Origin of the sequence: Rhodococcus sp. 008, assembly GCF_001682295.1 — a bacterium.
GTDB classification, from domain to species: Bacteria; Actinomycetota; Actinomycetes; order Mycobacteriales; family Mycobacteriaceae; genus Rhodococcus_F; species Rhodococcus_F qingshengii.
Map to the genome: position 1 here is coordinate 4,538,481 of NZ_CP012749.1, position 26,126 is coordinate 4,564,606.

General features: G+C 63.5%; 26 protein-coding genes. 20 read left to right on the forward strand and 6 right to left on the reverse strand.

Annotated features, from left to right (window positions below; all coding sequences use genetic code 11):
• Positions 1-15: 15 nt before the first annotated feature.
• The 3 genes from AOT96_RS21065 to AOT96_RS21075 all read left to right on the forward strand — a co-directional run bounded on the left by AOT96_RS21065 (position 16) and on the right by AOT96_RS21075 (position 4,088).
• On the forward strand, positions 16-708 hold the full coding sequence (locus AOT96_RS21065) for a response regulator (protein ID WP_003940960.1): 693 nt from the start codon (positions 16-18) through the stop codon (positions 706-708).
• Positions 709-843: 135 nt separating this feature from the next.
• A complete protein-coding gene (locus AOT96_RS21070; protein WP_042450120.1) occupies positions 844-1,641 on the forward strand; it encodes an ABC transporter ATP-binding protein in 798 nt (265 codons plus the stop codon).
• On the forward strand, positions 1,638-4,088 hold the full coding sequence (locus tag AOT96_RS21075) for an ABC transporter permease (protein WP_065352222.1): 2,451 nt from the start codon (positions 1,638-1,640) through the stop codon (positions 4,086-4,088). The genes AOT96_RS21070 and AOT96_RS21075 overlap by 4 nt, the downstream gene beginning before the upstream one ends.
• A gap of 3 nt (positions 4,089-4,091) precedes the next feature.
• On the opposite strand, the gene AOT96_RS21080 is transcribed toward AOT96_RS21075, so the two are convergent.
• Positions 4,092-4,805, reverse strand: a complete 714-nt coding sequence (locus AOT96_RS21080) for a TIGR03089 family protein (RefSeq protein ID WP_003940786.1) — start codon at positions 4,803-4,805, stop codon at positions 4,092-4,094.
• Between the two features lie 38 nt (positions 4,806-4,843).
• On the reverse strand, positions 4,844-6,376 hold the full coding sequence (locus AOT96_RS21085; protein WP_269465951.1) for an LCP family protein: 1,533 nt from the start codon (positions 6,374-6,376) through the stop codon (positions 4,844-4,846).
• Between the two features lie 66 nt (positions 6,377-6,442).
• On the opposite strand from AOT96_RS21085, the gene rfbD reads away from it, so the two are divergent.
• From rfbD to AOT96_RS21105, 4 genes are read left to right on the forward strand one after another with little or no spacing between them, the layout of a single operon-like run.
• Entirely contained in the window at positions 6,443-7,282 is an 840-nt protein-coding gene (gene rfbD / locus AOT96_RS21090) for a dTDP-4-dehydrorhamnose reductase (protein ID WP_054802243.1), read from the forward strand.
• Between the two features lie 43 nt (positions 7,283-7,325).
• Positions 7,326-8,240: a glycosyltransferase family 2 protein gene (locus AOT96_RS21095; RefSeq protein WP_003940999.1), complete on the forward strand. Its 915-nt coding sequence runs from the start codon at positions 7,326-7,328 to the stop codon at positions 8,238-8,240.
• Positions 8,237-9,319 (forward strand): sugar phosphate nucleotidyltransferase, encoded by a 1,083-nt coding sequence (locus tag AOT96_RS21100; RefSeq protein WP_037125580.1) that lies wholly within the window; start codon positions 8,237-8,239, stop codon positions 9,317-9,319. The genes AOT96_RS21095 and AOT96_RS21100 overlap by 4 nt, the downstream gene beginning before the upstream one ends.
• Positions 9,320-9,351: 32 nt before the next feature.
• Positions 9,352-10,122 carry an SGNH/GDSL hydrolase family protein gene (locus AOT96_RS21105; protein ID WP_003940765.1) on the forward strand — a complete coding sequence of 257 codons (771 nt, stop codon included), beginning with the start codon at positions 9,352-9,354 and terminating at the stop codon, positions 10,120-10,122.
• On the opposite strand, the gene AOT96_RS21110 is transcribed toward AOT96_RS21105, so the two are convergent.
• The 3 genes from AOT96_RS21110 to cofD are packed head-to-tail and all read right to left on the reverse strand — an operon-like array spanning position 10,113 to position 13,052.
• Positions 10,113-10,673 (reverse strand): NUDIX hydrolase, encoded by a 561-nt coding sequence (locus AOT96_RS21110; RefSeq protein WP_003940680.1) that lies wholly within the window; start codon positions 10,671-10,673, stop codon positions 10,113-10,115. The two genes, AOT96_RS21105 and AOT96_RS21110, sit on opposite strands and share 10 nt — an antisense overlap.
• A gap of 4 nt (positions 10,674-10,677) precedes the next feature.
• Positions 10,678-12,063: a coenzyme F420-0:L-glutamate ligase gene (locus AOT96_RS21115; RefSeq protein WP_003940947.1), complete on the reverse strand. Its 1,386-nt coding sequence runs from the start codon at positions 12,061-12,063 to the stop codon at positions 10,678-10,680.
• On the reverse strand, positions 12,060-13,052 hold the full coding sequence (cofD, locus tag AOT96_RS21120) for a 2-phospho-L-lactate transferase (RefSeq protein WP_003940958.1): 993 nt from the start codon (positions 13,050-13,052) through the stop codon (positions 12,060-12,062). The genes AOT96_RS21115 and cofD overlap by 4 nt, the downstream gene beginning before the upstream one ends.
• A 380-nt stretch (positions 13,053-13,432) precedes the next feature.
• Between cofD and AOT96_RS21125 the strand changes: the two genes are divergently transcribed.
• On the forward strand, positions 13,433-13,711 hold the full coding sequence (locus AOT96_RS21125) for a WhiB family transcriptional regulator (RefSeq protein WP_020907098.1): 279 nt from the start codon (positions 13,433-13,435) through the stop codon (positions 13,709-13,711).
• A gap of 175 nt (positions 13,712-13,886) precedes the next feature.
• Here AOT96_RS21125 and AOT96_RS21130 read toward each other — a convergent pair whose 3' ends face one another.
• Positions 13,887-14,375 (reverse strand): metallopeptidase family protein, encoded by a 489-nt coding sequence (locus AOT96_RS21130; RefSeq protein WP_065352223.1) that lies wholly within the window; start codon positions 14,373-14,375, stop codon positions 13,887-13,889.
• Positions 14,376-14,454: 79 nt separating this feature from the next.
• Here AOT96_RS21130 and AOT96_RS21135 point away from each other — a divergent pair, with 79 nt between their 5' ends.
• From AOT96_RS21135 to AOT96_RS21185, 12 genes are all read left to right on the forward strand, one after another.
• Positions 14,455-14,841: a DUF3499 domain-containing protein gene (locus AOT96_RS21135; protein WP_007731177.1), complete on the forward strand. Its 387-nt coding sequence runs from the start codon at positions 14,455-14,457 to the stop codon at positions 14,839-14,841.
• Between the two features lie 127 nt (positions 14,842-14,968).
• Positions 14,969-16,342 carry a phosphomannomutase/phosphoglucomutase gene (locus tag AOT96_RS21140; RefSeq protein ID WP_065352224.1) on the forward strand — a complete coding sequence of 458 codons (1,374 nt, stop codon included), beginning with the start codon at positions 14,969-14,971 and terminating at the stop codon, positions 16,340-16,342.
• Between the two features lie 163 nt (positions 16,343-16,505).
• Positions 16,506-17,600, forward strand: coding sequence for a hypothetical protein (locus AOT96_RS21145; RefSeq protein WP_064688945.1), 1,095 nt, complete (start codon positions 16,506-16,508; stop codon positions 17,598-17,600).
• Positions 17,601-18,833 carry a mannose-6-phosphate isomerase, class I gene (gene manA / locus AOT96_RS21150; RefSeq protein WP_063316634.1) on the forward strand — a complete coding sequence of 411 codons (1,233 nt, stop codon included), beginning with the start codon at positions 17,601-17,603 and terminating at the stop codon, positions 18,831-18,833.
• An 8-nt stretch (positions 18,834-18,841) separates the two neighbouring features.
• Positions 18,842-19,801, forward strand: a complete 960-nt coding sequence (locus AOT96_RS21155; RefSeq protein WP_042450115.1) for a cation diffusion facilitator family transporter — start codon at positions 18,842-18,844, stop codon at positions 19,799-19,801.
• A gap of 86 nt (positions 19,802-19,887) precedes the next feature.
• Positions 19,888-21,384: an amino acid permease gene (locus AOT96_RS21160; protein WP_065352225.1), complete on the forward strand. Its 1,497-nt coding sequence runs from the start codon at positions 19,888-19,890 to the stop codon at positions 21,382-21,384.
• Between the two features lie 111 nt (positions 21,385-21,495).
• Positions 21,496-22,722 (forward strand): alkane 1-monooxygenase, encoded by a 1,227-nt coding sequence (locus AOT96_RS21165; RefSeq protein WP_065352226.1) that lies wholly within the window; start codon positions 21,496-21,498, stop codon positions 22,720-22,722.
• On the forward strand, positions 22,722-22,907 hold the full coding sequence (locus AOT96_RS34775) for a rubredoxin (protein ID WP_003940827.1): 186 nt from the start codon (positions 22,722-22,724) through the stop codon (positions 22,905-22,907). Before AOT96_RS21165 ends, AOT96_RS34775 begins: the two co-directional genes overlap by 1 nt.
• Entirely contained in the window at positions 22,904-23,086 is a 183-nt protein-coding gene (locus AOT96_RS21170; protein ID WP_003940894.1) for a rubredoxin, read from the forward strand. Before AOT96_RS34775 ends, AOT96_RS21170 begins: the two co-directional genes overlap by 4 nt.
• Before the next feature lie 48 nt (positions 23,087-23,134).
• Positions 23,135-23,776, forward strand: coding sequence for a TetR family transcriptional regulator (locus AOT96_RS21175; RefSeq protein ID WP_003941024.1), 642 nt, complete (start codon positions 23,135-23,137; stop codon positions 23,774-23,776).
• Positions 23,777-23,836: 60 nt separating this feature from the next.
• On the forward strand, positions 23,837-25,315 hold the full coding sequence (ahcY, locus tag AOT96_RS21180) for an adenosylhomocysteinase (RefSeq protein WP_003940766.1): 1,479 nt from the start codon (positions 23,837-23,839) through the stop codon (positions 25,313-25,315).
• Between the two features lie 80 nt (positions 25,316-25,395).
• The gene (locus tag AOT96_RS21185; protein WP_007731190.1) at positions 25,396-26,037 is read left to right on the forward strand and encodes a dTMP kinase; all 642 of its coding nucleotides are present in this window, start codon (positions 25,396-25,398) and stop codon (positions 26,035-26,037) included.
• The last annotated feature ends 89 nt before the right edge of the window (positions 26,038-26,126 follow it).

Here is a 26,126-nt window from a genome sequence, read left to right on the forward strand (position 1 = left end):
CTTAAGGTGAGTGGCATGGACGAACACGTGGCTCCGATCGCAGTGGCACTGATCGACGATCAGCAGCTGGTCCGCGCAGGTTTTCGAATGGTCATCGACTCACAGCCGGATCTGTCGGTGGTTGTCGAGGCTTCGGACGGTCAGCAGGCGTTGACCGAGTTGGCCGCCCGTCATGTCGACGTCGTTCTGATGGATGTCCAGATGCCGAAGATGGACGGCATCGAGGCGACTCGTCGGCTCCTGGCCGACCCCGATGCGCCGAAGGTCGTGGTGCTCACCACCTTCGACAACGACGAGTACGTGATGTCGGCTATCCGGGCGGGCGCCAGTGGTTTCCTGCTCAAGGACGTGCCACCGGAGCAGTTGCTCGACGCCATCCGCACCGTGCACCGCGGGGACGCGGTGATCGAAGCCCGGGCCACTCGGCGACTGCTTCAGCACGTCGGGCCACTCCTGGAAGGCTCGGCGCCCGAAGCGCAGTTGCCCGAAGAGTTGACGCCGCGCGAGGTCGAGGTGCTCGAAGCCATGGCGTACGGGCTGTCGAATTCGGAGATCGCTGCGAAATTCCACGTCTCCGAGACGACAGTGAAAACCCATGTCGGACGGGTTCTTTCAAAGACGCATTCTCGTGATCGTGTGCAGGCAGTCGTCTTCGCTTTCCAGATCGGACTTGTCCGGCGCGCGGATCTCCTCGGTACCGAGGGCTGACGAGCAGCTCTGTTCAGTCCTACCCCGGGATGACACCGGGCTTTCCAAGATCGCCCCGCGCTCCGACGCGGAGACCACTTGCGCTGCAATAACGTCGATTCCGTCATAGCGAGAAGCTTTACGGAGGGCAAAAGAATGCATGCGCACACCACGACGGAACCAGCCGCAGTGCCGGCGATCACTGCCCGCGGTGTCACCAAGGTGTACGGCACCGGTGAGACCACGGTTCACGCGCTCGGCGGAGTCGACGTGGACTTCGGTCGCGAGCGGTTCACCGCGATCATGGGCCCGTCCGGCTCCGGAAAGTCGACGCTCATGCACTGCCTGGCCGGACTCGACACGGTCTCGGGTGGGCAGGTTTTCCTGGGCGACACCGAAGTCACGAAACTCGGCGACACGGAGCTCACCGAACTGCGACGCGAGCGAATCGGATTCGTCTTCCAAGCGTTCAACCTGCTACCGGTGCTCACTGCTCGGGAGAACATGCTGCTGCCGATGAAGCTGGCAGGTAGTGAACCCTCGCCCGAGTGGATGGACGAGGTGATCGGCAAGCTGGGCCTGTCGCAGCGTCTCGATCACCTGCCGCACGAATTGTCGGGCGGTCAGCAGCAACGCGTAGCCGTCGCCCGCGCACTACTGCCGCAGCCCGACGTGATCTTTGCCGACGAGCCCACCGGCAACCTGGATTCCCGTTCCGGGACAGAGGTTCTGGGGCTCTTGCGGACCAGTGTCCGGGAGACCGGTCAGACCGTCGTCATGGTGACGCACGATCCGGTGGCGGCGTCGTACGCGGATCGAGTCGTGTTGATCGCGGACGGGCGTATTGCCGGAGAGATCGACCATCCCACCGTCGACTCGGTGATCGGTGCCATGCGAGCTCTCGGTGCCGACGACCTGGCCGATGTTCCTGCAGTTTCGGGTGCACTGCGATGAGAGGTCTGGCTTTTGCGCAGGCGCGGGCACATGCCGGGCGCTATGTGGCGTCGATACTCGCGGTGGTGATCGCCGTCGGATACATCGTCGCGACTTTGACCTTGAGCTCGACGGTCGACGCGAGTGTGAGCAAATCACTTGCGACGCAATACGAAACCACAGATGTCGTCGCGTCCGGTCCAGGCGTGACGGAAGCTCTGCTGAGCGCGGTGCCGGGCGTCTCGGCGGTGGCCGACGACGTGTCGACGTATGTTCGTGTCGACTCCGAGGCAAAGGGCGCGTCCTACGGGGATGCGCTCTCGATTGCCGACAATCCCGAATTGCGTTGGGAGAAGATGTCGGAGGGATCGATTCCGGCCGGTCTGGGGCAGGTGTTGGTGAGCGCGGACTCCGGGATACCGATCGGTGCCCGAATCACAGTCACGGCACGGGATTCGACGGTCGGTGCCGCCGCACCCACCGCGGAGGTAGTCGGACTGGTCGACCTCTCCGGTTCGGCGCAACGACTGGGCGGGATCAAGATATTCACCACCGCCGAGCAGGTGAGCGCGTGGGCCGGTGACAGTGCCGAACGTGAGTTCCGTGTCGCCGGTGACGGTTCACGCTCTCAGCAACAACTCGTGGATTCGATCGCGAGCGCGTTGCCCGCGGACTCCACCGTGCTGACCGGCGAAGAAGCCACAGACAACGCCGCAGCCGAATACATGGGCGGCACCAAGATCCTCAGCACGGTGTTGCTCGCCTTCGGCGCCATCGCCGTTGTTGTTGCCGCGCTGGTGATCGCCAATACATTTGCCGTGCTGCTCGCGGCGCGCACTCAGGAACTTGCGTTGCTGCGATGCGTCGGCGCCACGGCCAAACAGGTTCGCCGGAGCATTCGCAGTGAAGCCGCGGCGGTCGGCGTGATCGCCTCGGTGATCGGCGTCGGACTCGGTGTCGGACTTGCCTGGGCAATCGGTCGCGTAGCAACGGCCGCAGATGTGCCGGTTCCTCTTTCGTCACTGAGCGTCACCCCGGTGACCGTGCTCGTCGGTCTTGCCGTCGGCATCGTGATGACGATGCTCGCTGCATCTGCGCCCGGGCGGGCGGCAACGAGGCTCTCCCCGCTGGCAGCACTGCAGCCGATGGAGTCCAAGCCTGAGAGCGTTCAGGTATCGGTGGTGCGCCGGGTTCTCGGCGTCGTGACCCTGCTCGCGGGCATCGCGATGACCGTCCTGGGAGTGACGAATCAGCAGGTGCCGGCGGCAACCGCCGGTGGACTGTTCTCGTTCCTGGGGATCGCGGCACTGTCCGGTCGAATCGTGCCTGCATTGATCAATGCGGCCGGCGGAGTGTTGGCGAGACTGATCGGTCCGGTGGGAAGCCTGGCAGCAGGCAACGCCGGTCGGAACCCACGCCGCACCTCGGCGACGGCCACCGCATTGTTGATCGGTGTTGCCTTGACGAGCACGCTCGTCGTGGGAATCGCGACGGTCAAGGAAGCCGCACCCGCGGCGATGGACAGTCAATTCCCCGTCGACGTCATGGTGAGCAGTTCAGGTTCGGCACCGCTTCCCGCAGGGTTGGGCACAGACATCGCCGCGGTCAACGGTGTCGGCGCGGTGAGCGGTCTGGACAAGGCCGAACTGACGATCGACGGGCGCGGTTCGTTGGCCGGATTCGGCGTCGACGCTGCTCGGGTGAAAGATGTTCTGCGTACCGAGATCTCGGTACCCGCGGCCGGTCAGTTGGTGCTCTCGCCCGCTGACCTGACCGAATACAAGCTTTCGGCGGGCGATACGGCGACGGTGCGTGGGGATCGCGGCGTCGTGAACGTCAGCGTGGTCGAGGGCGTGAAAGGTCAACCAGCACTACTGGATCGAGGCGATCTCGGTGCAGCGGCCACCGCGCCGACCACCGATTCGTACTGGGTAAGGCTGGGGACGGATACTGACGAACAGGCTTTGGCCGCCACCAACCGCATCACCGAACTGGCACGCCAGGGAGCGCCGGGCAGCGATGTTCAGGGCATGACCGAGATGCGTTCAGCTCTCGATTCGATCCTCGACACCATGCTCATGGTGGTTGCCGGATTGCTGTCGGTAGCGGTGTTGATCGCTTTGATCGGCGTCGGAAACACCATGGCACTGTCCGTTCTCGAACGGCGCCGCGAATCCGGACTGCTTCGCGCACTCGGACTGACCAAGAAGGGAATTCGAGCCATGTTGATCTGGGAAGCGCTGCTCGTGGCAGGAGTCGCATCGGTGATCGGAGTGCTGTTCGGGATGGTGTTCGGTGTAGCCGGTACCGCATCGGTATTCGGGATCGAGGACGTCGCCCTCAGCGCAGTGCCGTGGGTGCAGTTGGTAGCCATCGTGTTGATCGGCGGAATCTGCGGTGTGATCGCGTCACTGCTCCCCGCTAGGCGGGCGGGGCTGGTGTCACCGGTGACAGCTCTCGCGAGCTAGCGTTCAGAACTGTTTCGTGACCTTCTCGGTGCCCACTCGGCGCGCGGTAGCTTCCGCGTCCGGGTGGGCCACCTGCACGAGTGAGGCGCCCGCGGCGAGAACTGCCAGAAGCCCGTCGATCAATTCGTCTGCCGTGTCCCACGTGCGACTGGAGAGGACACGATCCGTCGACACCAATTCGACGTTCTTCGCCGATGCCCGTGCCGCGTCGATCGTGTCCGCTACGGACCGGCCTTCGAGCGCCGAACCGGCTCCGGCGCTACGGAACTGGTCGCCGTGCACACGGATGGAGGTTGCGTAGTCGGCGACGCCGAGCGGAAGATCGCTCAAACCTTTGCCGAACGCGTCGAGTGAGAGTGCGGCTACCTCCGGTACGTCCGCAACATCGTCCAGTCGGTCGGCAGTGACGAAAGCCAGTTCGGCGTCGGCGTCGGGGGAGAGGACCACCTCACCGCCTGCCCACCACACACCCAGCAAGACGGCGACGCTCTGCCAGTGCGCGGGAAGCAGCACGGCAACTTTGCCGCCCGGCTCGAGAGCGAACTCGTCGCGGACCATATTCGCTGTCTTTGCCGCCCAGTTGGCCAGAGTGCTCGCAGACAATTCGATGCGCTCGCCGGTGGCGTCGTCGTAGTAGGTCACGCGAGGGCCGGCCGGGTCGGCAGCCAGGATCGGTCCGAGGAGGGCGTCGGTCAGGTTGTCTACAGGCGAAGGCACGTCGTCAGCTTACGCAGCCGTTCAGTTCACACAATTTTTCAGTTGACACAGCGCGGGCCGTTGGAGGCCGCGTCGATCGGCGGGCCGGGAGGGGCGGGAGTGGGGCTGGTCTCGGTGGTGCTCGACGATTCAGTCGTGCTTGTCGCTCCTTCGGGCGGGGATACCGCGTCCGCGGACTGCGGGCCGCTGTAGTCCTCGGCAATGACAACCCGAACCTTGCCCGAGGACAATGACGAATCCGCCTTGACCGTCAGACCGCCGAGTGCCTCGGCCACCGCGAGTGCTGCGTCGTCGTCCGCGGACTTTGCGAACACCGTCGATTCGGTGACGTCGGAGCCGGTGTTGTTGCCGACCTGACCCTGCTTGTATCCGAGGGCACTCAACGCTTCGGAAACCCCGCTGGCCAACCCTGCGATGTCACTGGCGTTTGCGACGTCGACCGTGATCGAGGACGCATTCACCGTGGTCGGTGCTTCGGAGGTCTCCTCCGAGTCCTCGCTGTCGGCGCCGACCAATCCCGCGATGTACTTCTTGACGGCCTTGGGATCGACCTTGACGATGGACTCGCCGTAATCGGTCATGCCGTTGATGTCGAGAACGGGAATTGTCTCGAATTGCACCTTGCCGCCGGCCAGATTCTGCAACTGCTTGGCGAACTCGATGATGTCCCAGTCGTCGTCGATCACGACGGAACGCTGGACAGCCGAGGTCAGCTGACTGAGCTTGCCGGGGTCACTGAGGGTTTTTGCGCTGAGTACCTTGCTGACGAGAGAAGCCATGAACACCTGCTGGCGAACGATCCGGTCCAGGTCGCCGCGAGGAAGATCGTGTCGTTGTCGCACGAAGCTCAGCGCGTCGGCACCGTCGAGTGTCTGTTTCCCGGCCGCGAAATTGGCTCCGGACATCGGTTCGTCTACCGGCGCGTTGAGGCACACGTCGACTCCGCCCACTGCGTTGGTCAGCAGGACGAATCCGAGTAGTCCGACTTCGGCGTAGTGATCGACGGTGATGCCGGTCAGATTCGCCACCGCTCCGATGAGCGCGGTCCGGCCGGCTTCCGTCGACTTCTTGTCTGCGTCGCTGTCGGACGACCCGTTGTTGACCAACTTCAGCCGTTCGGTTTCCTTGGTGGCACCGAACGCGGCGTTGATCTTCGACATACCGATACCCGGGACGTTGACGTACGCGTCGCGGGGAATCGAGATCGCGGTCGCGGAACTCCCGTCGTTGGGGACGCGGATCAAGATGATGGTGTCGGTATTGGACGCAACTTCCTCACCTGCGCGCAACGAGTCGAGCTCGCTTTGTGAGAGCGGGTTGCCGTGCGCGTCCGTTCGACTGTCCGTTCCCACCATCAGAATGTCGATGGCGCCGTCCTTGCCGCCACCGAGGCCGAGTCCGCTGGCAGTGGCAAGGCTGTTTCTCAACGAGTCCACACCCCGCCACGCGAACCCGGTGACCAGCAGTACGAGCACGGACAGCACCGCGACCGCTATGCGAGCCGGGCTCGTCTTGGTCCGAATCGGCGCAGGTCGTGGACGCGCGCGGCGCTGCGGTTGCTGGTGGGACACCCCTTCAGGTTACTGGTCCGATGCTCGGCCGCGGGTACCTCGACGCGGCGTGCCAGACTCAACCGTGTGACGAATATCCTGCTCACCGGCGCCCGAGGGCAGCTCGGAACACGTATCGATGCTCTCGCAACGTCGGCGGGTCACACTGTGACGGCCGTCGGTTCCCGCGAGCTCGACATCACCGACAGCCGCGCGGTCGACGACTTCGTCTCGCCTGATTCGGTGCTGATCAACTGCGCTGCGTACACGGCCGTCGATGCTGCCGAGACCGACCAGGAGGCGGCGAGGGCGGTCAACGAGATCGGACCGCGGAATCTCGCGCAAGCCTGTGCGCGGGCGGGTTCGCGGTTGATCCACGTTTCGACGGACTACGTCTTTCCGGGCGATGCAAGCTCGCCATACGACGTCGATGCACCGACCGGTCCCGCGACGGTCTACGGCCGAACCAAACTGGACGGCGAGATCGCTGTTCGAGAGTCGGGGGCTGACGCGGCCGTTGTCCGCACCGCGTGGGTGTATTCCGGTGTCGGCACGGATTTTGTCGCCACGATGAGAAGGCTCGAAGCCGAACGCGAATTCGTGAACGTCGTGGACGACCAGATCGGGTCACCCACGTACAGCGTCGATCTGGCCGGCGGCATCGTCGAACTCGCGCTGCTGGACTTCACGGGTGCGTCGACATTCCACGTGACGAACGGCGGGCAAGCAAGTTGGTACGAGTTGGCGCGAGCTGTTTTCGAGGAGATCGGAGCAGACCCTGCTCGGGTGCGCCCGTGCAGTAGTGCGGAGTTCGTACGCCCTGCCCCGCGCCCGGCATATTCGGTCTTGTCCGAGCGCGCGTGGGTTACCGCGGGAATGACGCCGCTGCGTCCGTGGCGAGAGGCTCTGCACGCCGCTCTGGCGTGAGCATTGTTCGGGACAGTGGCCGCGGACGGCTAGGCTGACCGGCGTGAGTCCCAAGCTGGCCGTGGTAACGGTGACCTACTCGCCAGGCGAGCATCTCGAGAATTTCTTGAGCACGCTCGCTGTGGCGACGACAGAAAAACCCCAGGTCATCATGGCCGACAATGGGTCGACCGATGGTGCCCCCGAGGCCGCCGATGCCAAGTACGAGCATGTCCGTCTGCTTCGAACCGGCGGAAACATCGGGTACGGGGGAGCGATAAATCGGGCTGTAGCGGAGATCGATTCGTCGATCGAATTCGTCGTGATTTCCAACCCGGACGTCCAATGGGCACCCGGTTCACTCGACGAATTGGTGGCTGCGGCAAATCGGTGGCCAAGGGCCGGTGCACTGGGGCCGAAGGTCCTCGAACCGGACGGCAGTGTCTATCCGTCGGCGCGAACGGTGCCCGACATCACCTCGGGCGTCGGGCACGCGTTGCTCGGTACCGTATGGCCGAAGAACCCGTGGACTGCTCGTTACCGTCAGGAGAACGAGGCCGTCACCGAGCGTGCAGTGGGGTGGCTTTCCGGGTCGTGCCTGCTGGTGCGACGCGACGCCTTCGACACCATCTCAGGTTTCGACTCTCGTTACTTCATGTACATGGAGGACGTGGACTTCGGTGACCGCCTCGGAAAAGCCGGGTGGCTCAACGTATTCGTCCCCTCGGCCGTCGTCACCCATGCCAAAGGCCATGCGGCAGGACGTCATCCGGAACTGATGTTGCCTGCCCATCATCGCAGTGCGTACCAGTTCCAGGCTGATCGCCATCCGCACTGGTGGCAGGCTCCGCTACGACTTGCCTTGCGCGGTGGCCTCGCGGTGCGATCCAAGATCGCCGTAGCTTCTGCAGTTCGCGAGCGCGCTCGCACCGACAACTCGACCGACAACCCATCAGTTTCGAACCACGGGGGAAAATGATGTCCGATCCGAATCCGACCGACGCCGTAATCCTGGTAGGCGGCAAGGGCACTCGGCTGCGTCCGTTGACGCTGTCGGCGCCCAAGCCGATGCTTCCGACAGCCGGCCTTCCGTTCCTGACGCACCTGCTCGCCCGCATCGAGGCAGCCGGAATCAAGCACGTCGTGCTCGGAACGTCCTTCAAGGCAGAGGTATTCGAGGACTACTTCGGCGACGGCTCCAAGATGGGCCTCGAGATCGACTACGTCTTCGAGACCGAACCGCTGGGCACCGGTGGCGGAATCCGCAACGTGCTGCCGAAGTTGCGCGGTGACAACGTCATGGTGTTCAACGGCGACGTGCTCGGTGGCACCGATCTGAACGGCATTCTCGAGACCCACGAGAAGACGGACGCCGACGTGACCCTGCATCTGGTTCGTGTGGGAGACCCGCGAGCATTCGGTTGTGTTCCGACCGACGAGGACGGACGAGTCTCGGCATTCCTGGAGAAGACCCAGGATCCGCCGACGGATCAGATCAACGCCGGCTGCTACGTCTTCAAGCGCGAAATCATCGAACAGATCCCCGAAGGACGACCGGTATCGGTCGAGCGCGAGGTGTTCCCGAATCTGCTGGCCGAGGGCAAGCGGGTGTTCGGTCACGTCGACTCGTCGTACTGGCGTGACATGGGAACCCCCGAGGACTTCGTTCGCGGTTCCGCCGACCTGGTGCGAGGTATCGCACCTTCGCCGGCTCTCGAAGGTCCGCGCGGCGAGTCGCTGGTTCACCCCGGAGCCGGAATCGCGCCGGGCGCTGTCCTGATCGGCGGCACGGTTGTCGGTCGGGGCGCAGAAGTCGGCGCAGGCGCTCGCCTCGACGGTGCAATTCTCTTCGACGGCGCCGTTGTGGAAGCCGGCGCGGTGGTCGAACGATCGATCCTCGGATTCGGCGTCCGTATCGGACCCCGAGCGCTGGTCCGCGACGCTGTCATCGGCGACGGCGCGGACATCGGTGCGCGGTGTGAATTGTTGCGCGGCGCACGCGTGTGGCCGGGGGTGACGCTGCCGGACGGTGGCGTGCGCTTCAGCACAGATGTGTGATCGTTAGCTGACCTACTGGAATACTGGCGGGTATGACTTCTCTTCCGAGCCGTTACGTTGCCCTCGGTGACTCGTTCACCGAGGGCGTCGGCGACGCCGACGAACGATTCCCCAACGGTCTGCGCGGGTGGGCAGACCGAGTGGCCGAGCAGCTGGCGGTGAACAATCCCGACTTCCGCTACGCCAACCTGGCGATTCGTGGTCGCCTACTCGGACCGATCATCGACGAGCAGTTGGAACCCGCTCTGGCGTTGAAGCCCGATCTGGTGACCATCTACGCCGGCGGAAACGACATGATGCGTCCGAAGCTCGACATCGATGCGATGGTCGCCCGCTACGATTCGGCAATCGGTCAGCTCACTGCATCCGGCGCTCGGGTTCTGATGTTCACCGCGTACGACACCGGATGGTCCGCCTTCTTCGGCAAGCTCCGCGGACGTCTGGCGATCTACAACGAGCTTGTTCGCGAGGTGGCCGACCGCCACGACGCGACCCTCGTCGACTTCTGGCGATTCTCCGAATATCAGGACCTTCGGATGTGGGACTGGGATCGCCTCCACATGTCGCCCTCCGGGCACGAGAACATGGCGACGCGTGTGCTCGACGTGCTCGGCGTCGAACACGGATTGACCCCGCCCGATCTCGGGCCTGCGCCGGTTCTCACGAAAGCCGAAACTCGTCGCGAGGATCGTCAATGGGCGCGAGAGTTCTTGGTGCCGTGGGTAGCTCGGCGCGTGAAGGGAACATCTTCGGGCGACGGCGTGAGCGCCAAGCAGCCCCAGCTTTCTCCGATTCAGTCCTGATTCTTGCGCTGACGGGCGAGCGCGACCAGGTGGTCGATGGTCTCGCGTTCCGCTGTAGGTGGGAGCGCGTCCACCGGCCACCATCTGAGGTCGGTGGACTCTGCGCTGCGGACGATATGTGAATTGTCCGGCGCCACAACAAGAAACCGTAGATCGAGATGGCGAGTCGGTACTCCGAGTGAGCACGTGATCGGATGCGTGTGGGCGGAGAGTAGGTCCGCGTCTATCCGAACGTCGTGAATTCCGGACTCCTCGCGAGCTTCCCGCAATGCCGCATCTACCACCGTCTCGTCGTCGGGCTCGCAGTGGCCGCCGAGCTGAATCCACCTGCCCACCTTGGGATGCAGGGTCAGCAAGACGTGGCAGCCACTCTCGTCGAGAACGAGAGACGACGCGGTGATGTGTCCCGGTGCGTGGCGACGAAGGCAGCCGTCCGGAGCCGAATCGAGGAACGCGAGCATCGTGTGCCGCAATGATTCGTCCGCTTCGGAGGACGTCTCCCAGCCCTCCAGGACGCCCTTGGCGGAGGCGTGCAGCGATTCGGCTGACATGGACCTACAGCTCCACCAACGCGTCCCCGGGGGCGGAGACAGAGCGCGGAGTCAGTGGTTCGAGGGGGTGCCCGATTGCGATGGCACCGAGTGGCTGCCAATCCGCCGGGAGATCGAGTTGTTCGCGTACGAGATCGGCGGCGAAGATCGTCGATCCGATCCAGCAGCTTCCCACGCCGCGGGTGGCCAACGAGACCAGCAGTCCCTGCACTGCCGCGCCGGCGGCGACCGTGAACATCGTCGACTCCGCCGCGGTTCGTCCGGCATCCGGATAACTGTGTGCGCCATCGGGCACGCAGAAGGGAATGACGACCTCGGGGGCGTCGAACAGGATGTTTCCGCGGGCAACCCGGGCCTCGACGGATTCGTCACTGCGACCGTCGGCGCGAAGATCGGCGGCCCACTTCTCGCGCATCTGCTCGAGAAGAGCCGTGCGGACCGACTCCGTGCGTAGCCACACGAATCGAACCGGTCTCGTGTGGTGCGGTGCGGGAGCGGTGAGTGCCTCGGCGATCGAGCTGCGAATGATCTCCGCGTCGACGGGATCACTTGCGAACTGTCGGACCGATCGACGCAACAGCAGCGCCTGGCCACGGCCCATCGCCGTAGCTTCCTCGGTGCCCAGCCAGAACAGATCGTCCGGGCCGCGGCGAATCAGATCCTGGCCACTCGAACCGTCGTCCTCGAACCGAAGCCCACGAACGACGGCGACGGGAACGCCGCCCAGCTTGCCCTTGACCAAGTCGCCCGCAGCGGCGATTTCGTCCGCGATCGCGATCTCGGTGACGATCAGATCGTTGCCCTGACTGTCCTGTGCTCCGAGGTAGCCGTGCAGGACCGGAATGCCGGAGGAACCGATTGCGGCGTCGGTCTGCCCGTTGCGCCACGCACGACCCATCGTGTCGGTGACGACGACGGCGACGGACTTGCCCGTGCTCTCGAGAATTCGGGCGCGCAGACCCGCAGCGCTCGCATCCGGATCCACGGGGAGCAGCGCCAATTCGGCACCGTCGACGTTGGAGCCGTCGATGCCCGATGCGGCCTGCACGATTCCGAGTTTGTTCTCGGTGATCAGAGTGCGGCCCTTGCGTGCCACGACGCGGACGGCTTCCTGATCCACCAGGAGGCGTCGTGCCGCGTCGCGCTCTTCCGGATCGGTCGGTGAGGAAACGATGCGACCCTCGACTTTGGAGAACACCTTGCTCGTGACGACAACGACGTCGCCGCTCTCGAGCCACGGCGTCGCGTCGACGACAGCGGTGGCCAAGTCGTCTCCGGGCCGGAACTCGGGAAGCCCGAGCACGGGAATGACTTCGATTGCGGCGCCGGGGGAGTGATCACCGGGAGAGTGATTTCTGTCGCGGCTTGCTTCGGTTCCGGGCTCGGTCACAGTTCGACTCCGGCGATCTCGAAAGCCGTGCGAACCATTTTCGCGGTCTCTTCGGGGGACGTCATCAAAAGTGGGATGCTTCGCACGTCCACCCCGTCGATGTCGGCCGTGTCACCTTCGTCGACGAGCCAGCCGTCGAGAATGCCGTTGATCGAACGAGCTCCGTAGTGGCGACCGATCGCCTCCGAAGTCGTCTCGACCCCGATCACCTCGAGGCACTCGTCAGCCATGCCGCGCAACGGTTTTCCGCCGATGACGGGGGAGAGGCCGACAACCTTGGCCGCGGTTGTTCGCAGGGCACCGCGAATGCCGGGCACCGCGAGGATCGCGCCGACGCTCACGACGGGATTGGACGGTGCGATCAGCACGATGTCGGCACCGTCGATCGCCTCGACCACCCCTGGCGCGGGCTTGGCCTGCTCGGCGCCGACGTGAGCGAAGCTGTGCGTTTCCACCTGTGCCCGATGGCGTACCCACCACTCCTGGAAATGAATCGCCTTCTGCTCACCGTCTTCCGGATCGGTGATCACGACGTGTGTTTCGCTGCGGTCGTCGCTCACGGGAAGCAGTGCGACACCGGGATTCCAGCGATTGCACAACGCTTCGGTGATCGCGGACAACGGATATCCCGTGCGGAGCATCTGGCTGCGAATCAAATGCGTTGCGATATCGCGATCTCCGAGGCCGAACCAGTCCGGCTTCGCGCCGTACGCGGCGAGTTCTTCTTTCGCATTCCAGGTTTCGCCGGCGTGCCCCCACCCGCGTTCGGTGTCGATGCCGCCGCCGAGTGTGTACATACAAGTGTCCAGATCGGGGCAGATGCGCAGACCGTGCATCCACACGTCGTCCCCGACGTTGACGACGGCCGTGATGCGATGTGGGCCTTCGTATTTCTCGAGGGATTCACCACCGGCGATTCCGAGCGCGTTTTGAACACCTTGAAGGAAACGGGCCCCGCCGACGCCGCCAACCAATACAGTCACGTTCACGACAACAGAGCCTAGGCGGTCGGCGCGTCGTCGTGTCTGGCGGGCAGAAGGTCCCGTCAATTGAGGGCCGGAATACTAATGGATTCATCTCGTTTAGCTTGACCGCGACACGCTGGACGTGTGTAATCTCAAATGTGTCATTCCAACCGCTACTTGTGAGTTCACTTGCAGCGGGGCCGGTTTCGAACACAGTTTCGAACGGTCGACGGGGTGGGGTTGAAGATGGAGTGAAAATTCTGCGCTATTACAGGTGAGGAGGCGGAACGATGCCCAATGAAAATGTCGAGATCAGTTCTCTCGCAATGACAGTAAGCGACGAACCGCAGACCGATTCCCGAGCAGGCGCAGCAGAAGGTGCCTGCAGCAGTGAGTTCGACGGTATGAGTACTCGGCCAGTGCTGAGTCTCGTCACCGGCTTCGAAGAATTGTTCGACACCATCGAGGATCAGTGGCAGGAGCGTGCTCTCTGCGCGCAGACCGATCCCGAAGCGTTCTTTCCTGAAAAGGGAGGATCGACGAGGGAAGCAAAACGGATCTGCCTCGGTTGTGAAGTTCGTGACGAGTGCCTCGAGTACGCGCTCGCGAACGACGAACGGTTCGGAATCTGGGGAGGGTTGTCCGAGCGCGAGCGTCGGCGACTCAAGCGGGGGATCATCTGATCTGCTGCTGAATCGGTTCTGTCAGCGTCGGGGCTGACGGGCGGTCTTCGAAAGTCTGACCTGCAACGGGGAATTGCAGGTCAAGCAACGACTGTTTTGTTCTTCGTGTGGATTTACTTCTTCGTGTGACATCAGTTTTTTCGTCTGACAGTGCGTCAGTCCTCGTCGGGCAGTATCAGTCCTCGTCGGGCAGCGTGGGGTCGATGACCTGTGGGTCGACGCCCAGATGCGTGCCGACTTGATGGACCAACACGTCGTGCACCAGATCCGTGAGTTCTTCCGGATCCTTCGCTCGCTGCTCCAATGGGCGGCGAAACAGCACAATTCTTGCGCGAGTCGTATTTCCGTGACGGTCGATTCCGGCCGGAATCAGTCGTGACAGTGGAACCGGGCCGTCTGCGATGACCTCCGGCGGCCATGTGACGGACTCCGGATCGTGCGCGTGAATCTTCGGAACTTCGTCCACTGCGATGTCGAGTTTCGTCAGCCGGTCGTGCCATGCGAGGTCGACGGGAGAGAAGGCGTCGAGCACCAGGAGATCGAACTTCTCCGCGCGGGTACGCCTGGCGGGCACCTCCGGGGGAAGTAGCGGTCCGCGCAGGCCACGGCCGTGTCGCTCGATGGAACGAGTAGTGACCGAGCGTCGGCGGCGGGCTTGTGGCATGGCGCCAGATTACGACAGGAGAAACTGCTCGGTGTGTCCGAGTAGGTTCCGGACGTGGGGAGGGCTAGGCTCCGTACCTGTGAGATCTCTGCGTCGCTGCTGCCGCCCCGGGTGCAAGAACCCCGCCGTCGCGACGCTTACGTATGTCTACTCGGACTCCACTGCGGTTGTCGGGCCGCTGGCAACCGTCGCCGAGCCCCATTCATGGGATTTGTGTGACACTCACGGCTCTCGAATCACCGCCCCCAAGGGGTGGGAACTCGTCCGCCACGAAGGCGGATTCGCGTCGAGTACTCCCGACGAAGACGATCTGACCGCTTTGGCCGAAGCTGTACGTGAGGCCGGTCTCGGAGATCGCAGCAAGTCCAACGTCGATGCAGATGAGGACATACGTCCCGCAGCTCCGAGTACTGCCCGTACAGGGCGTCGTGGACACCTACGCGTTCTGCCCGACCCGTCCAACTGACGCGAGATTCGTCGCCGTAGACGCTAGGCTCGACCGAGTACTTCCACACCCGAGTACTGCGAATCTCCGGACGCCATGCGCCCGGATGTTCCCGTCTGTGAGGGTGCATGCACAAGGAGAGTTTTCAGTGGGGCGAACAGCCGAGTCGGTTGCTGCAATCATCAAGGCGTACGACGTACGCGGTGTGGTCGGTGAGCAGATCGACGAAGATTTTGTCCGCGACGTCGGTGCGTCGTTCGCCCGACTGGTCCGCGACGAGGCCGGCGCCGCCACGACGGTTGTGATCGGCTACGACATGCGCGCATCGTCGCCCACACTGTCTTCGGCTTTCGGTGACGGCGTGCTTGCTCAAGGGCTCGACGTCGTCTACATCGGATTGGCGTCGACCGACGAGCTCTACTTTGCATCCGGTTTGCTGAACTGCCCGGGCGCGATGTTCACGGCGAGCCACAATCCCGCCAAGTACAACGGCATCAAGATGTGTCGGGCCGGCGCCAAGCCGGTCGGTCAGGACACCGGCCTCGCAGTCATCTCCGCCGAGGTCGTCTCGGGTGTTCCCGCGTACGACGGACCGGCAGGCACCGCCAGCACCAAGGACGTCCTCGAGGAATACGCGAGCTACCTCCGCGGATTGGTCGACCTGGCTGCGTTGCGCCCGCTGAAGGTCGCAGTCGATGCAGGCAACGGTATGGGCGGCCATACCGCGCCGGCCGTATTCGGGCCGATGCCCCTCGACGTCCTGCCGCTGTACTTCGAGCTCGACGGCACGTTCCCCAACCACGAAGCCAATCCGCTCGATCCGGCCAACCTCGTCGACCTGCAGGCCTACGTGCGCGAAACCGGAGCGGACATCGGCTTGGCGTTCGACGGTGACGCGGACCGTTGCTTCGTCGTAGACGAGAAGGGCGACCCGGTCTCGCCGTCCGCGGTGACGGCACTTGTCGCCAAGCGCGAACTCGCGAAGGAACCGGGCGCGTCGATCATCCACAACCTGATCACGTCACGGGCAGTGCCCGAACAGGTCGAAGAACTCGGCGGCGTCGCTATTCGTACCCGAGTCGGCCACTCGTTCATCAAGCAGGAGATGGCCGAGACCGGTGCGGTGTTCGGCGGCGAGCACTCCGCTCACTACTACTTCCGCGACTTCTGGGGCGCCGACTCCGGCATGCTCGCGGCGCTGCACGTACTCGCCGCACTGGGCGAGCAGGATCGTCCGCTCTCCGAGTTGATGGCGGAGTACACCCGCTACGCGGCCTCGGGCGAGATCAACTCCACCGTGGCTGACGCGGCAGATCGTACGGCCGCTGTACTGGCGGCATTTGCCGACCGCACCGAGTCGGTGGATCGCCTCGACGGTGTCACGGTCACTCTCGAGGGAAATGCCTGGTTCAACTTGCGCGCGTCCAACACCGAACCACTGCTGCGACTCAACGTCGAAGCACCCACGTCCGCCGATGTCGACGCATTGGTGAACGAAATTCTGGCGATCGTCCGGGCTTGAATCCGAGTCTGATCGGTTTGTCGGTGAGCCGAAGCCCTGGGATAGTTGGGGGACTATCTCAGGAACGACGGCCTCGGGAACGAGGGCTTTGCCACCACGGACCGCGTGGAGCTGGAATGCTGGATGGTGCGGGAACTGCTAATGGAGAAGGGGGTGCGGTGAGATGACAGCGCCGATGCCGCTTCTCGACCTCGACGACAGCGAGGGTTTGTCAGCTGCCGATTCGGAAGGGTTACTGCGGTCTGTAGCCATGGGCGGCGCACAGATTCGGGCCACCGCGTCGGCCGTCGGTGAGGGTGTGATCTCCCGGTTGGCCGGTCTGCGTCCGCGCAGCGTCGTACTGATCGCCGGCGCGGGTGGCGCCCGGCACGGAGCCAGGATCGCGCTTGCTCTCGTCGGAGATTCGGTCGGTTGCCCGCTCCTCGTTCTCGACCGGACGCCGTCGTGGGCCGGGCCGTTGGACGTGATCGTCGTCGCCGGTGACGATGCCGGTGATCCACGCCTCGTCGAATCCGTTGACAGTGCCGTACGCCGCGGCGCCGAGGTTGTTGTCGCCGTTCCCGACGAGGGGCCCATGCGAGCCGTGGCGGCCGGGCGCACCATGCCCTTGCCGCCGCGGCTCTACGCCTCGCCCCGGCACACGATGACGCGGTTCCTCGCCGTCTTCCTCGCGGTTGCCGCCGAAATCGAGGGCAAGGGATCGATCGAGGACCGTTCGGCGGTGCTCGGTCGAATCGCCGACGCAGTTGATGCGGAGGCGCTGCGGGACGGACCGGCCAACGAGGTATTCCACAACCCGGCCAAGTCGTTGGCCACCAGGATGAGCGGCCGGCGAGTCGTTCTGTGTGGAAGTGGTTCCGTGACAACAGCACTCGCAGAGTTCTCGAGCGTTGCGCTGATGAGCTCCGGCCTGAACGCCGCTGCCGCCGAGATGTCCGAGGTGATTCGTTCGGCGCGGGCACTGTTCGCGCCGGACGCAGCTTCACGTGATTCGGTGTTCCACGACCCCTTCTTTCACGATCCGCAACTCGACGGCGCGCTGCCGACCCCGCCGGTGCGGGCGTTCGTCTTCGCGACCGAATCCACGCGCGGGGAGGCGAGGCGCCGGATGGACGCACTGGCCGACGCCGATCTGGTGGTTGCGGCAGACGAAGACCAGACCAACGTGGTCATATCGGAGATGGAGCAGGTATTCGTGTTGGCGTCTCGAGTAGACATGGCCGCGGCGTACGTGCAGTTGACGGGCGGTGCGAAGTAAGTGCGTGAACTCGAAGGTGCACTTCGTTCTTACGCGTGGGGCTCGCGAACGGCAATTGCCGAACTACGCGGTCTTTCGACTCCGTCGAATCATCCCGAAGCGGAATTGTGGTTGGGCGCGCACCCGGGTGACCCGGCGCGCGTGATCACCGAATCCGGAAGCGAGTCGTTGCTCGAGGTCCTGCACCGCGAACCCGAACGCGAACTCGGCCGTGAGAACCTCGAGGCATTCGGTGAGCGACTCCCATTCCTGCTCAAGCTGCTTGCGGCGGAAGAACCGCTGTCGCTTCAAGCGCACCCCAGCGCCGTTCAAGCCGACGAGGGTTTTCGTCGTGAGAACGCACTCGGCGTTCCCATGGAATCGCCGATTCGCAACTACAAGGACGGCAGCCACAAGCCCGAACTCGTTGTCGCGCTCAGCAGATTCGAAGCGCTTGCCGGATTCCGCGAGCCGACGCGGACTGTCAAACTGCTGCGCGCTCTGGCCGTCGACGAGTTGGAGCCGTACATCGGCCTGCTCGAAGGCCAACCCGATTCCGACGGACTGCGGGCGTTGTTCACGACATGGATCACGCTGCCGTCCACGGTGCTCGGGACCTTGCTCCCTGCCGTACTTGCCGGGTGCATCACCTACGTCGCGCACCACGACGCCGAATTCGTGACCGAGATCCGCACCGCGCTGGAATTGAGCGAGGCGTACCCCGGCGACGCCGGTGTTCTGGCGGCACTGCTGCTCAACCGCGTCACCCTCGAGCCCGGCCAAGGACTGTTTCTCGCTGCCGGCAATCTCCACGCGTATCTCCATGGACTCGCGGTCGAGATCATGGCCAACTCCGACAACGTTCTGCGCGGCGGGCTGACACCGAAGCACGTCGACGTGCCCGAATTGCTGAGGGTTCTGGACTTCGTCGGGGCCGATATCGAAGTGCTCGATCCGGCCCCGTCATCTGGATCAGGTCAGTCAGGATCAGGTAGATACGAGTACGTCACGCCGGCGCCCGAATTTCGTTTGACGCGTCTGGAGTTCGACGCGAATTCCACGGACATCGTCGTCGACGCTTCAGGCCCGCGGATTCTGATCTGCACCGACGGCGCGGTCACTGCGACGTGCGGCGCCGACACTCTCGACCTCGATCGAGGCCGAGCGGCGTGGATCGCTGCCGACGAGCCCGCGATACACCTGAGCACACGGACCCCGACTGCGCAGGTTTTCAGTGCCGTAGTCGGAAACTAGGAGACATTGTGTCGGCTCATGGTGGCAAGAAGGCAATTCTGGCGGCCCTCGGAGCCAATGCCGGAATTGCCGTAGCCAAGTTCGCCGGATTCTTGATCACCGGATCGTCGTCGATGCTCGCCGAATCGGTGCACTCGGTGGCCGACACGTCCAATCAGGGTTTGCTGCTCCTGGGGCAGAAGAAGGCAGAACGTGACGCGGATCAACTGCACCCGTTCGGCTACGGGCGCAACCGATACTTCTATTCGTTCGTCGTTGCACTGGTGCTCTTCACCCTCGGTTCGCTGTTCGCGATCTACGAAGGCATTCACAAGATTCAGCATCCGGAAGAACTCAATTCGGCTTTCGTGGCAATCGCGATTCTTGTCATAGCGATTTGTCTGGAGGGCTACAGCTTCCGGACCGCAGCGAAGGAATCACGACCGCTCAAGGGAAATGCGTCGTGGTGGAACTTCATCCGAACCTCTCGTAGCCCGGAACTCCCGGTTGTGCTGCTCGAGGACACCGGCGCATTGATCGGTCTCGTCCTTGCACTCGGCGGCGTCGGCCTCACGATGGTGACCGGAAATCCGGTCTTCGACGGCATCGGAACTCTGTGCATCGGTGTCCTGCTCGGCATCATCGCGATCATTCTGATCATCGAAATGCAGTCGCTGCTGATCGGTGAGGGCGCAACGGCGGTGGAGACCGAACTGATCCTCAACGCCCTGGTCGACGGAACTCGTATCGAACGCGTCATTCATTGCAAGACGCAGTACCTCGGTCCCGAGGAGATCCTTGTTGCTGCCAAGGTTGCGGTGCCGATCGGATCGACGATCTCGGACGTGGCGACGGCGATCGACGAGGCCGAGTCTCGCGTGCGCGCTGCAGTGCCTGCGGCGCGGGTGATCTACCTCGAGCCGGACCTGGATCGTCTCAGCGCAGGAGATCGCCCTGAAACAGATCTACAGGCTCCCGACAAACCCTGAACAAAGCTGCGCCTGCGGGCTTAGGCTGATGCCATCTCTCTACTTGCCCATGGTGGGACCTGCTGGTCCCCAGCAAGGAGGCGGCAATGGCTGTCAAGGACGAGCAGGCCGGATCTGGACGGTCGAAGCTGTTTCGAACCAAATCGATCGAGCAGTCCATCAAGGACACTGACGAGCCGGAAACCAAACTCCGGAAAGAACTGAACTCGTGGGATCTCACGGTGTTCGGTGTCGCAGTCGTCATCGGTGCGGGCATCTTCACACTCACGGCTCGGACGGCGGGAAATGTCGCCGGGCCGTCGGTCTCGCTCGCGTTCGTCATTGCCGCCATCGCCTGCGGACTGGCAGCGCTGTGTTACGCCGAATTCGCGTCGACGGTCCCGGTTGCCGGTAGCGCGTACACGTTCTCGTACGCGACATTCGGCGAATTCGTCGCCTGGATCATCGGCTGGGATCTCATCCTCGAATTCGCCTTGGCGTCTTCGGTGGTCGCCAAGGGCTGGTCGCTGTACCTCGGCGAAGTGATGGGCTCACCCAGCCCGATCGTCGAATTGGGGCCGATCTCGTTCGACTGGGGTGCGGTGCTGGTGATCGCTGTCATCACGATCCTGCTCGCGACCGGCACAAAACTCTCGTCGAGGGTGTCGCTGGTGATCACGGCGATCAAGGTCGCGGTGGTGTTGCTGGTGATCGTCGTCGGCCTCTTCTACATCGACACCGACAACTACTCGCCGTACATTCCGCCGTCGGAGCCGGGCTCGACGGGAGAGGGCATCCACCAGTCGTTGTTCTCGTACGTGACCGGGGCCGGTGGCAGCACGTTCGGGTGGTACGGATTGCTCGCGGCAGCCAGTCTGGTGTTCTTCGCGTTCATCGGCTTCGACGTCGTCGCCACGACGGCGGAGGAGGCGAAGGAGCCGCAGAAGGCGCTGCCACGCGGCATCCTGGGTTCGCTCTTGATCGTCACGGTTCTGTACGTGGCGGTGACACTGGTGCTGACCGGGATGGTGAAATACACCGAACTCGAGGGCGATACCTCCAACCTGGCAACGGCATTCGCCTTCCACGACATCACGTGGGCGAAAAACGTCATCTCGTTCGGTGCGTTGGCCGGTCTCACGACAGTGGTGATGGTGCTGATGCTCGGGCAGACCAGGGTGCTCTTCGCGATGGCACGCGACGGTCTGATGCCACGACGCCTGGCGCCGACCGGCAAGCACGGAACCCCTGTGCGGATCACGATCTTGGTCGGCGTCGTGGTCGCGGTGCTCGCCGGCGTTTTTCCGATCGGCACCCTCGAGGAAATGGTCAACATCGGCACACTGTTCGCTTTTGTTCTCGTCTCGATCGGGGTTCTCGTGCTCCGTCGGACGCGTCCCGACCTACCTCGCGGATTCAGGGTGCCGCTGGTCCCGCTGGTCCCGATTCTGGCCGTCCTCGCGTGTCTGTGGCTGATGTTCAACCTGTCGGTGGAGACCTGGATGAGGTTCGTGGTCTGGATGGCCCTCGGCGTTGTCATCTATTTCGCCTACAGCAGGCAGCATTCGATGATCGGGAAGCGTGAACGCGGCGAAATCGAGTAGATGTACAAAGTTTACGATTTGTCTATCACTTGTACAAAATCAGTAGTACTGTCTACCTCATAGTGAACTGACTCACAGTTTCCGGGTCGGTCCGAATCGAGGAGGTAGACCGTGTCGACGCACGTGAACTCGCAGTCCGGGCAGACACTCCCGCCCGAGCAGTGGCGTGACAAGAAGAGATATCTCTGGCTGCTCGGCCTGGTGCCGCCGACGGCGGTCTTCATCGCCGTCGGATTGGTCGCGTTGTTCAACAGTCTCGGATGGAACGCGGTCTCGCCGGTGTGGTGGTGGATCGGGCCGCTGCTCGTCTACATCCTGCTCCCGATCCTCGACATCTTCTTCGGCCCGGACGGCGAGAATCCGCCGGACGAAGTGATGGAGCGCCTCGAGAACGACAGGTACTACCGGTATTGCACCTACATCTACATACCGTTCCAGTTGGTCAGCCTGGTCCTGGCCTGCTACCTCTGGTCGGCGACCGATCTGTCCTGGCTCGGAATCGACGGGGGACTTGGGCTGATCTCCAAGATCGGTCTGGCGATCAGTATCGGTTGTGTCGCAGGAATCGGGATCAACACCGCACACGAGCTCGGTCACAAGAAGGACGATCTCGAACGCTGGTTGTCGAAGATCACTCTGGCGCAGTCGTTTTACGGCCACTTCTATATCGAGCACAATCGTGGACACCACGTGCGCGTCGCCACGCCCGAGGATCCGGCGTCGTCTCGCTTCGGGGAGAGCTTCTGGACCTTCCTGCCGCGCAGTGTGTGGGGATCTCTGCGCTCGTCGTGGTCCCTGGAAAAGGCCAGACTCGATCGACTGGGTAAGAAGCCGTGGACAATTCGCAACGACGTCCTGCATTCGTGGTTGATGTCCGTCGTACTGTTCGGTGTCCTCGTCGCCGTCTTCGGCCTCTCGGTACTGCCGTTCCTGGTGCTGCAGGCCGTGTTCGGATTCTGTCTGCTCGAAACCGACAACTACCTCGAACATTACGGACTGAAGCGTCGTCGTCTGGACAGCGGGCGGTACGAGCGTGCAGCACCGGAGCACAGTTGGAACAGTGATCACATCTGCACCAACATCTTCCTGTATCACCTCCAGCGTCACAGCGATCATCACGCGAACCCGACGCGTCGTTATCAGACGCTTCGAAGCATGGACGGTGCGCCCAACCTGCCCAGTGGGTACGCGAGCATGATCATCCTCGCCTACGTTCCACCGCTGTGGCGAAAAGTGATGGATCCCAAAGTCCTTGCGCACTACGGCGGCGACATCACCCGCGTCAACGTTCAGCCGTCCAAGCGTGATCGCATCCTTGCTCGGTACGGAGCAGCGTGATGAGCAGCTATCGATGCCCGGTGTGTGAATACGTCTACGACGAATCGAAGGGTGCACCACGAGAAGGGTTTCCGGCGGGCACGCCGTGGGATGCCGTGCCGGACGACTGGTGCTGTCCGGACTGCGGCGTGAGGGAAAAGCTGGACTTCGAGCCGATGCCGGCAACGGCGGGGAGTGAATCATGAACGACTACAAGCTGTATCAGTGCGCGCAATGCGGCTTCGAGTACGACGAGGCGGTCGGCTGGCCGGAGGACGGTATCGAACCGGGCACTCGCTGGGACGACATTCCCGAAGACTGGAGTTGCCCGGACTGCGGGGCGGCGAAGAGCGACTTCTTCATGGTTGAGGTCGAACGACGGTGAGATGCGTCGGCGTCGAACGGACCTAGGTGCGGCGGTAGTGTCGTCACCATGACTTCGACGCCCACTCGTCTGCCGCAGAAAGAAGCGTCGCGCCTGCTGCTGCGTACGTCGGTGCTCGATTCGATGCGTGAGTTGTTGACCGAGCGCGACTGGTCCGAGGTGACGCTGACGGTTCTGGCCAAGCATGCCGGTGTGAGTCGTCAGACGCTCTACAACGAGTTCGGCTCGAGGCAAGGGCTTGCCGAGGCGTACGCGCTTCGCCTTGCTGACGGCTTCGTCGACGCGGTGGACGAGGCCATGGTGGCGAACGACGGACGTGCAGTCGAGGCGTTGACGGCGGGTTTCGGATCGTTTTTCGCCTCCAGTGCAACCGACCCGTTGGTGATCTCTCTGCTCACCGGTGAGGCCAAGCCGGACCTGCTTCGCCTGATCACCACCGACAGTGCGGTCATCATCGAGCGCGCGTCGTCGCGGCTTGCGGAGAGTTTCCAGCGAGGGTGGATTCAGGCGTCACCCGCCGACGCCGGAATTCTGGCCAGGGCGATTGCGCGTCTCGGGCTGAGCTACATTTCGATGCCGCCGGAGTCCGAGGCTTCGGTGGCGGAGGATCTGGGCATACTGCTCGGGCCGTTCATCGACGTGGCGCGCGAGGGCCGCGCAGTAGAGGGGCGGGCGGGAGAGGGCGTCTAACCGATAGCCTGGTACACCGATAGGCTTGTGCAGAGTATGCACGTCAACCAGGAGAGGCAGATGACGACCTCAGTTTCAACAACGCCCGTGGCCGAGAGCCGTAACGGCATCGACTTCAAAGTTGCAGATCTTTCGCTCGCGGAGTTCGGTCGCAAGGAAATCCGTCTGGCAGAGCACGAGATGCCCGGCCTCATGGCGCTTCGTCGCGAATACGCAGAGGTGTTGCCGCTCAAGGGCGCTCGCGTTTCCGGCTCGCTGCACATGACCATTCAGACCGCGGTGCTGATCGAGACGCTGACCGCGCTCGGCGCCGAGGTCCGCTGGGCTTCATGCAACATCTTCTCCACGCAGGATCACGCTGCCGCCGCCATCGTCGTCGGTCCGCACGGCACCCCGGAAGAGCCCAAGGGCGTTCCGGTTTTCGCCTGGAAGGGTGAAACCCTCGAAGAGTACTGGTGGGCAGCCGAGCAGATGCTGACCTGGCCGGGTGAGCCTGCCAACATGATTCTCGACGATGGCGGCGACGCCACCATGCTGGTGCTCAAGGGCGCACAGTTCGAGAAGGCCGGCGTCGTCCCGCCGACGGACGACGACCAGGATTCCGACGAGTACAAGGTCTTCCTTGCACTTCTGCGTCAGTCCCTCGAGTCCGACAAGGGCAAGTGGACGGCAATCGCCGAGTCCGTCCAGGGCGTCACCGAGGAGACCACCACGGGCGTTCTGCGCCTGTACCAGGTTGCCGCTGCCGGTGAACTCACGTTCCCCGCTATCAACGTCAACGACTCGGTCACCAAGAGCAAGTTCGACAACAAGTACGGCACGCGCCACTCGCTGCTCGACGGCATCAACCGCGGCACCGACGTTCTGATCGGCGGCAAGGCTGCGCTGGTCTGCGGTTACGGAGACGTCGGCAAGGGTTGTGCCGAGGCACTTCGCGGCCAGGGCGCTCGCGTCGCGGTCACCGAGGTCGACCCCATCAACGCCCTGCAGGCGCTCATGGACGGCTTCGAGGTCAAGACAGTCGAGCAGGCCATCGGCTGGGCCGACATCGTGATCACGTCCACCGGTAACAAGGACATCATCACGTTCGAGCACATGAAGGCCATGAAGCATCAGGCCATCCTGGGCAACATCGGTCACTTCGACAACGAGATCGACATGGCCGGCCTCGAGAAGTCCGGCGACGTCACGCGGATCAACATCAAGCCGCAGGTCGACGAGTTCACGTTCGCCGACGGCCACTCGATCATCGTGCTGTCCGAAGGCCGCCTGCTCAACCTCGGCAACGCGACGGGCCACCCGTCGTTCGTGATGAGCAACAGCTTCTCCAACCAGGTCATCGCGCAGATCGAACTGTGGACGAAGCCGGACGAGTACGACAACGAGGTCTACCGCCTCCCGAAGCACCTCGACGAGAAGGTCGCCAAGATCCACGTCGAGGCACTCGGTGGCACGCTGACCAAGCTCACGAAGGATCAGGCAGAGTACATCGGCGTCGACGTCGAAGGCCCGTACAAGCCCGAGCACTACCGCTACTGACCCGGTGATTCGTCGCTGAGGATGTAGTGGCCGCCGTCCCCCGGTCTGCGCAAGCAGGCCGGGGGATAGGCTTGTCCGCCGTGGGAACACTGGTGGCATTGGAAGGCCTCGACGGCGCTGGAAAGCGAACGTTGATCGGCAAAGTGGAGAGCGAACTCCGCCGCGGCGGCACGTCGATCGCGACTCTGGATTTTCCGCGGTACGGGAAGTCGATCCACGCGGATCTTGCTGCCGAGGCACTCAAAGGATCGCACGGAGACCTGGCTGAATCCGTGAACGCGATGGCAGTCCTGTTCGCCCTGGACCGCGCGGGTGCGGCGGATCGGATCTCGGACCTGTTGTCCGCCAACGACATTGTTCTCCTCGATCGCTACGTGGCGTCCAACGCCGCCTACAACGCGGCGCGCGCGCATCAGGGCGTGGACGGCGAGATGGTCGCCTGGGTCCGTGAATTGGAGTTGGGTCGACTCGCTCTTCCCGCTCCCGATCTGCAGTTGTACCTCGACGTACCGGTAGCTCTGGCCGAGCAGCGTGCCCGCTCGCGTGAGGCCGAGGACGCGTCGCGTCAGCTCGACGCCTACGAGCGCGACGGCGGCCTGCAGGCCAGAACCGGTGAGCTCTACAAGCAGTTGGCAGCGACGGACTGGGTCTCGCCCTGGTGGATCGTGGGGCCGGAGACGGACCCGGGCGAACTGGCGCGCAGGCTCGCGGATTTCGCGTGATCGGTCACCCTTGCGGCCGGGATTCGAACTTTCCGGCACAGTAGAGGGAAAGACGCGGCACGCCGCACGGCCTCGTAACGGTCTGATTC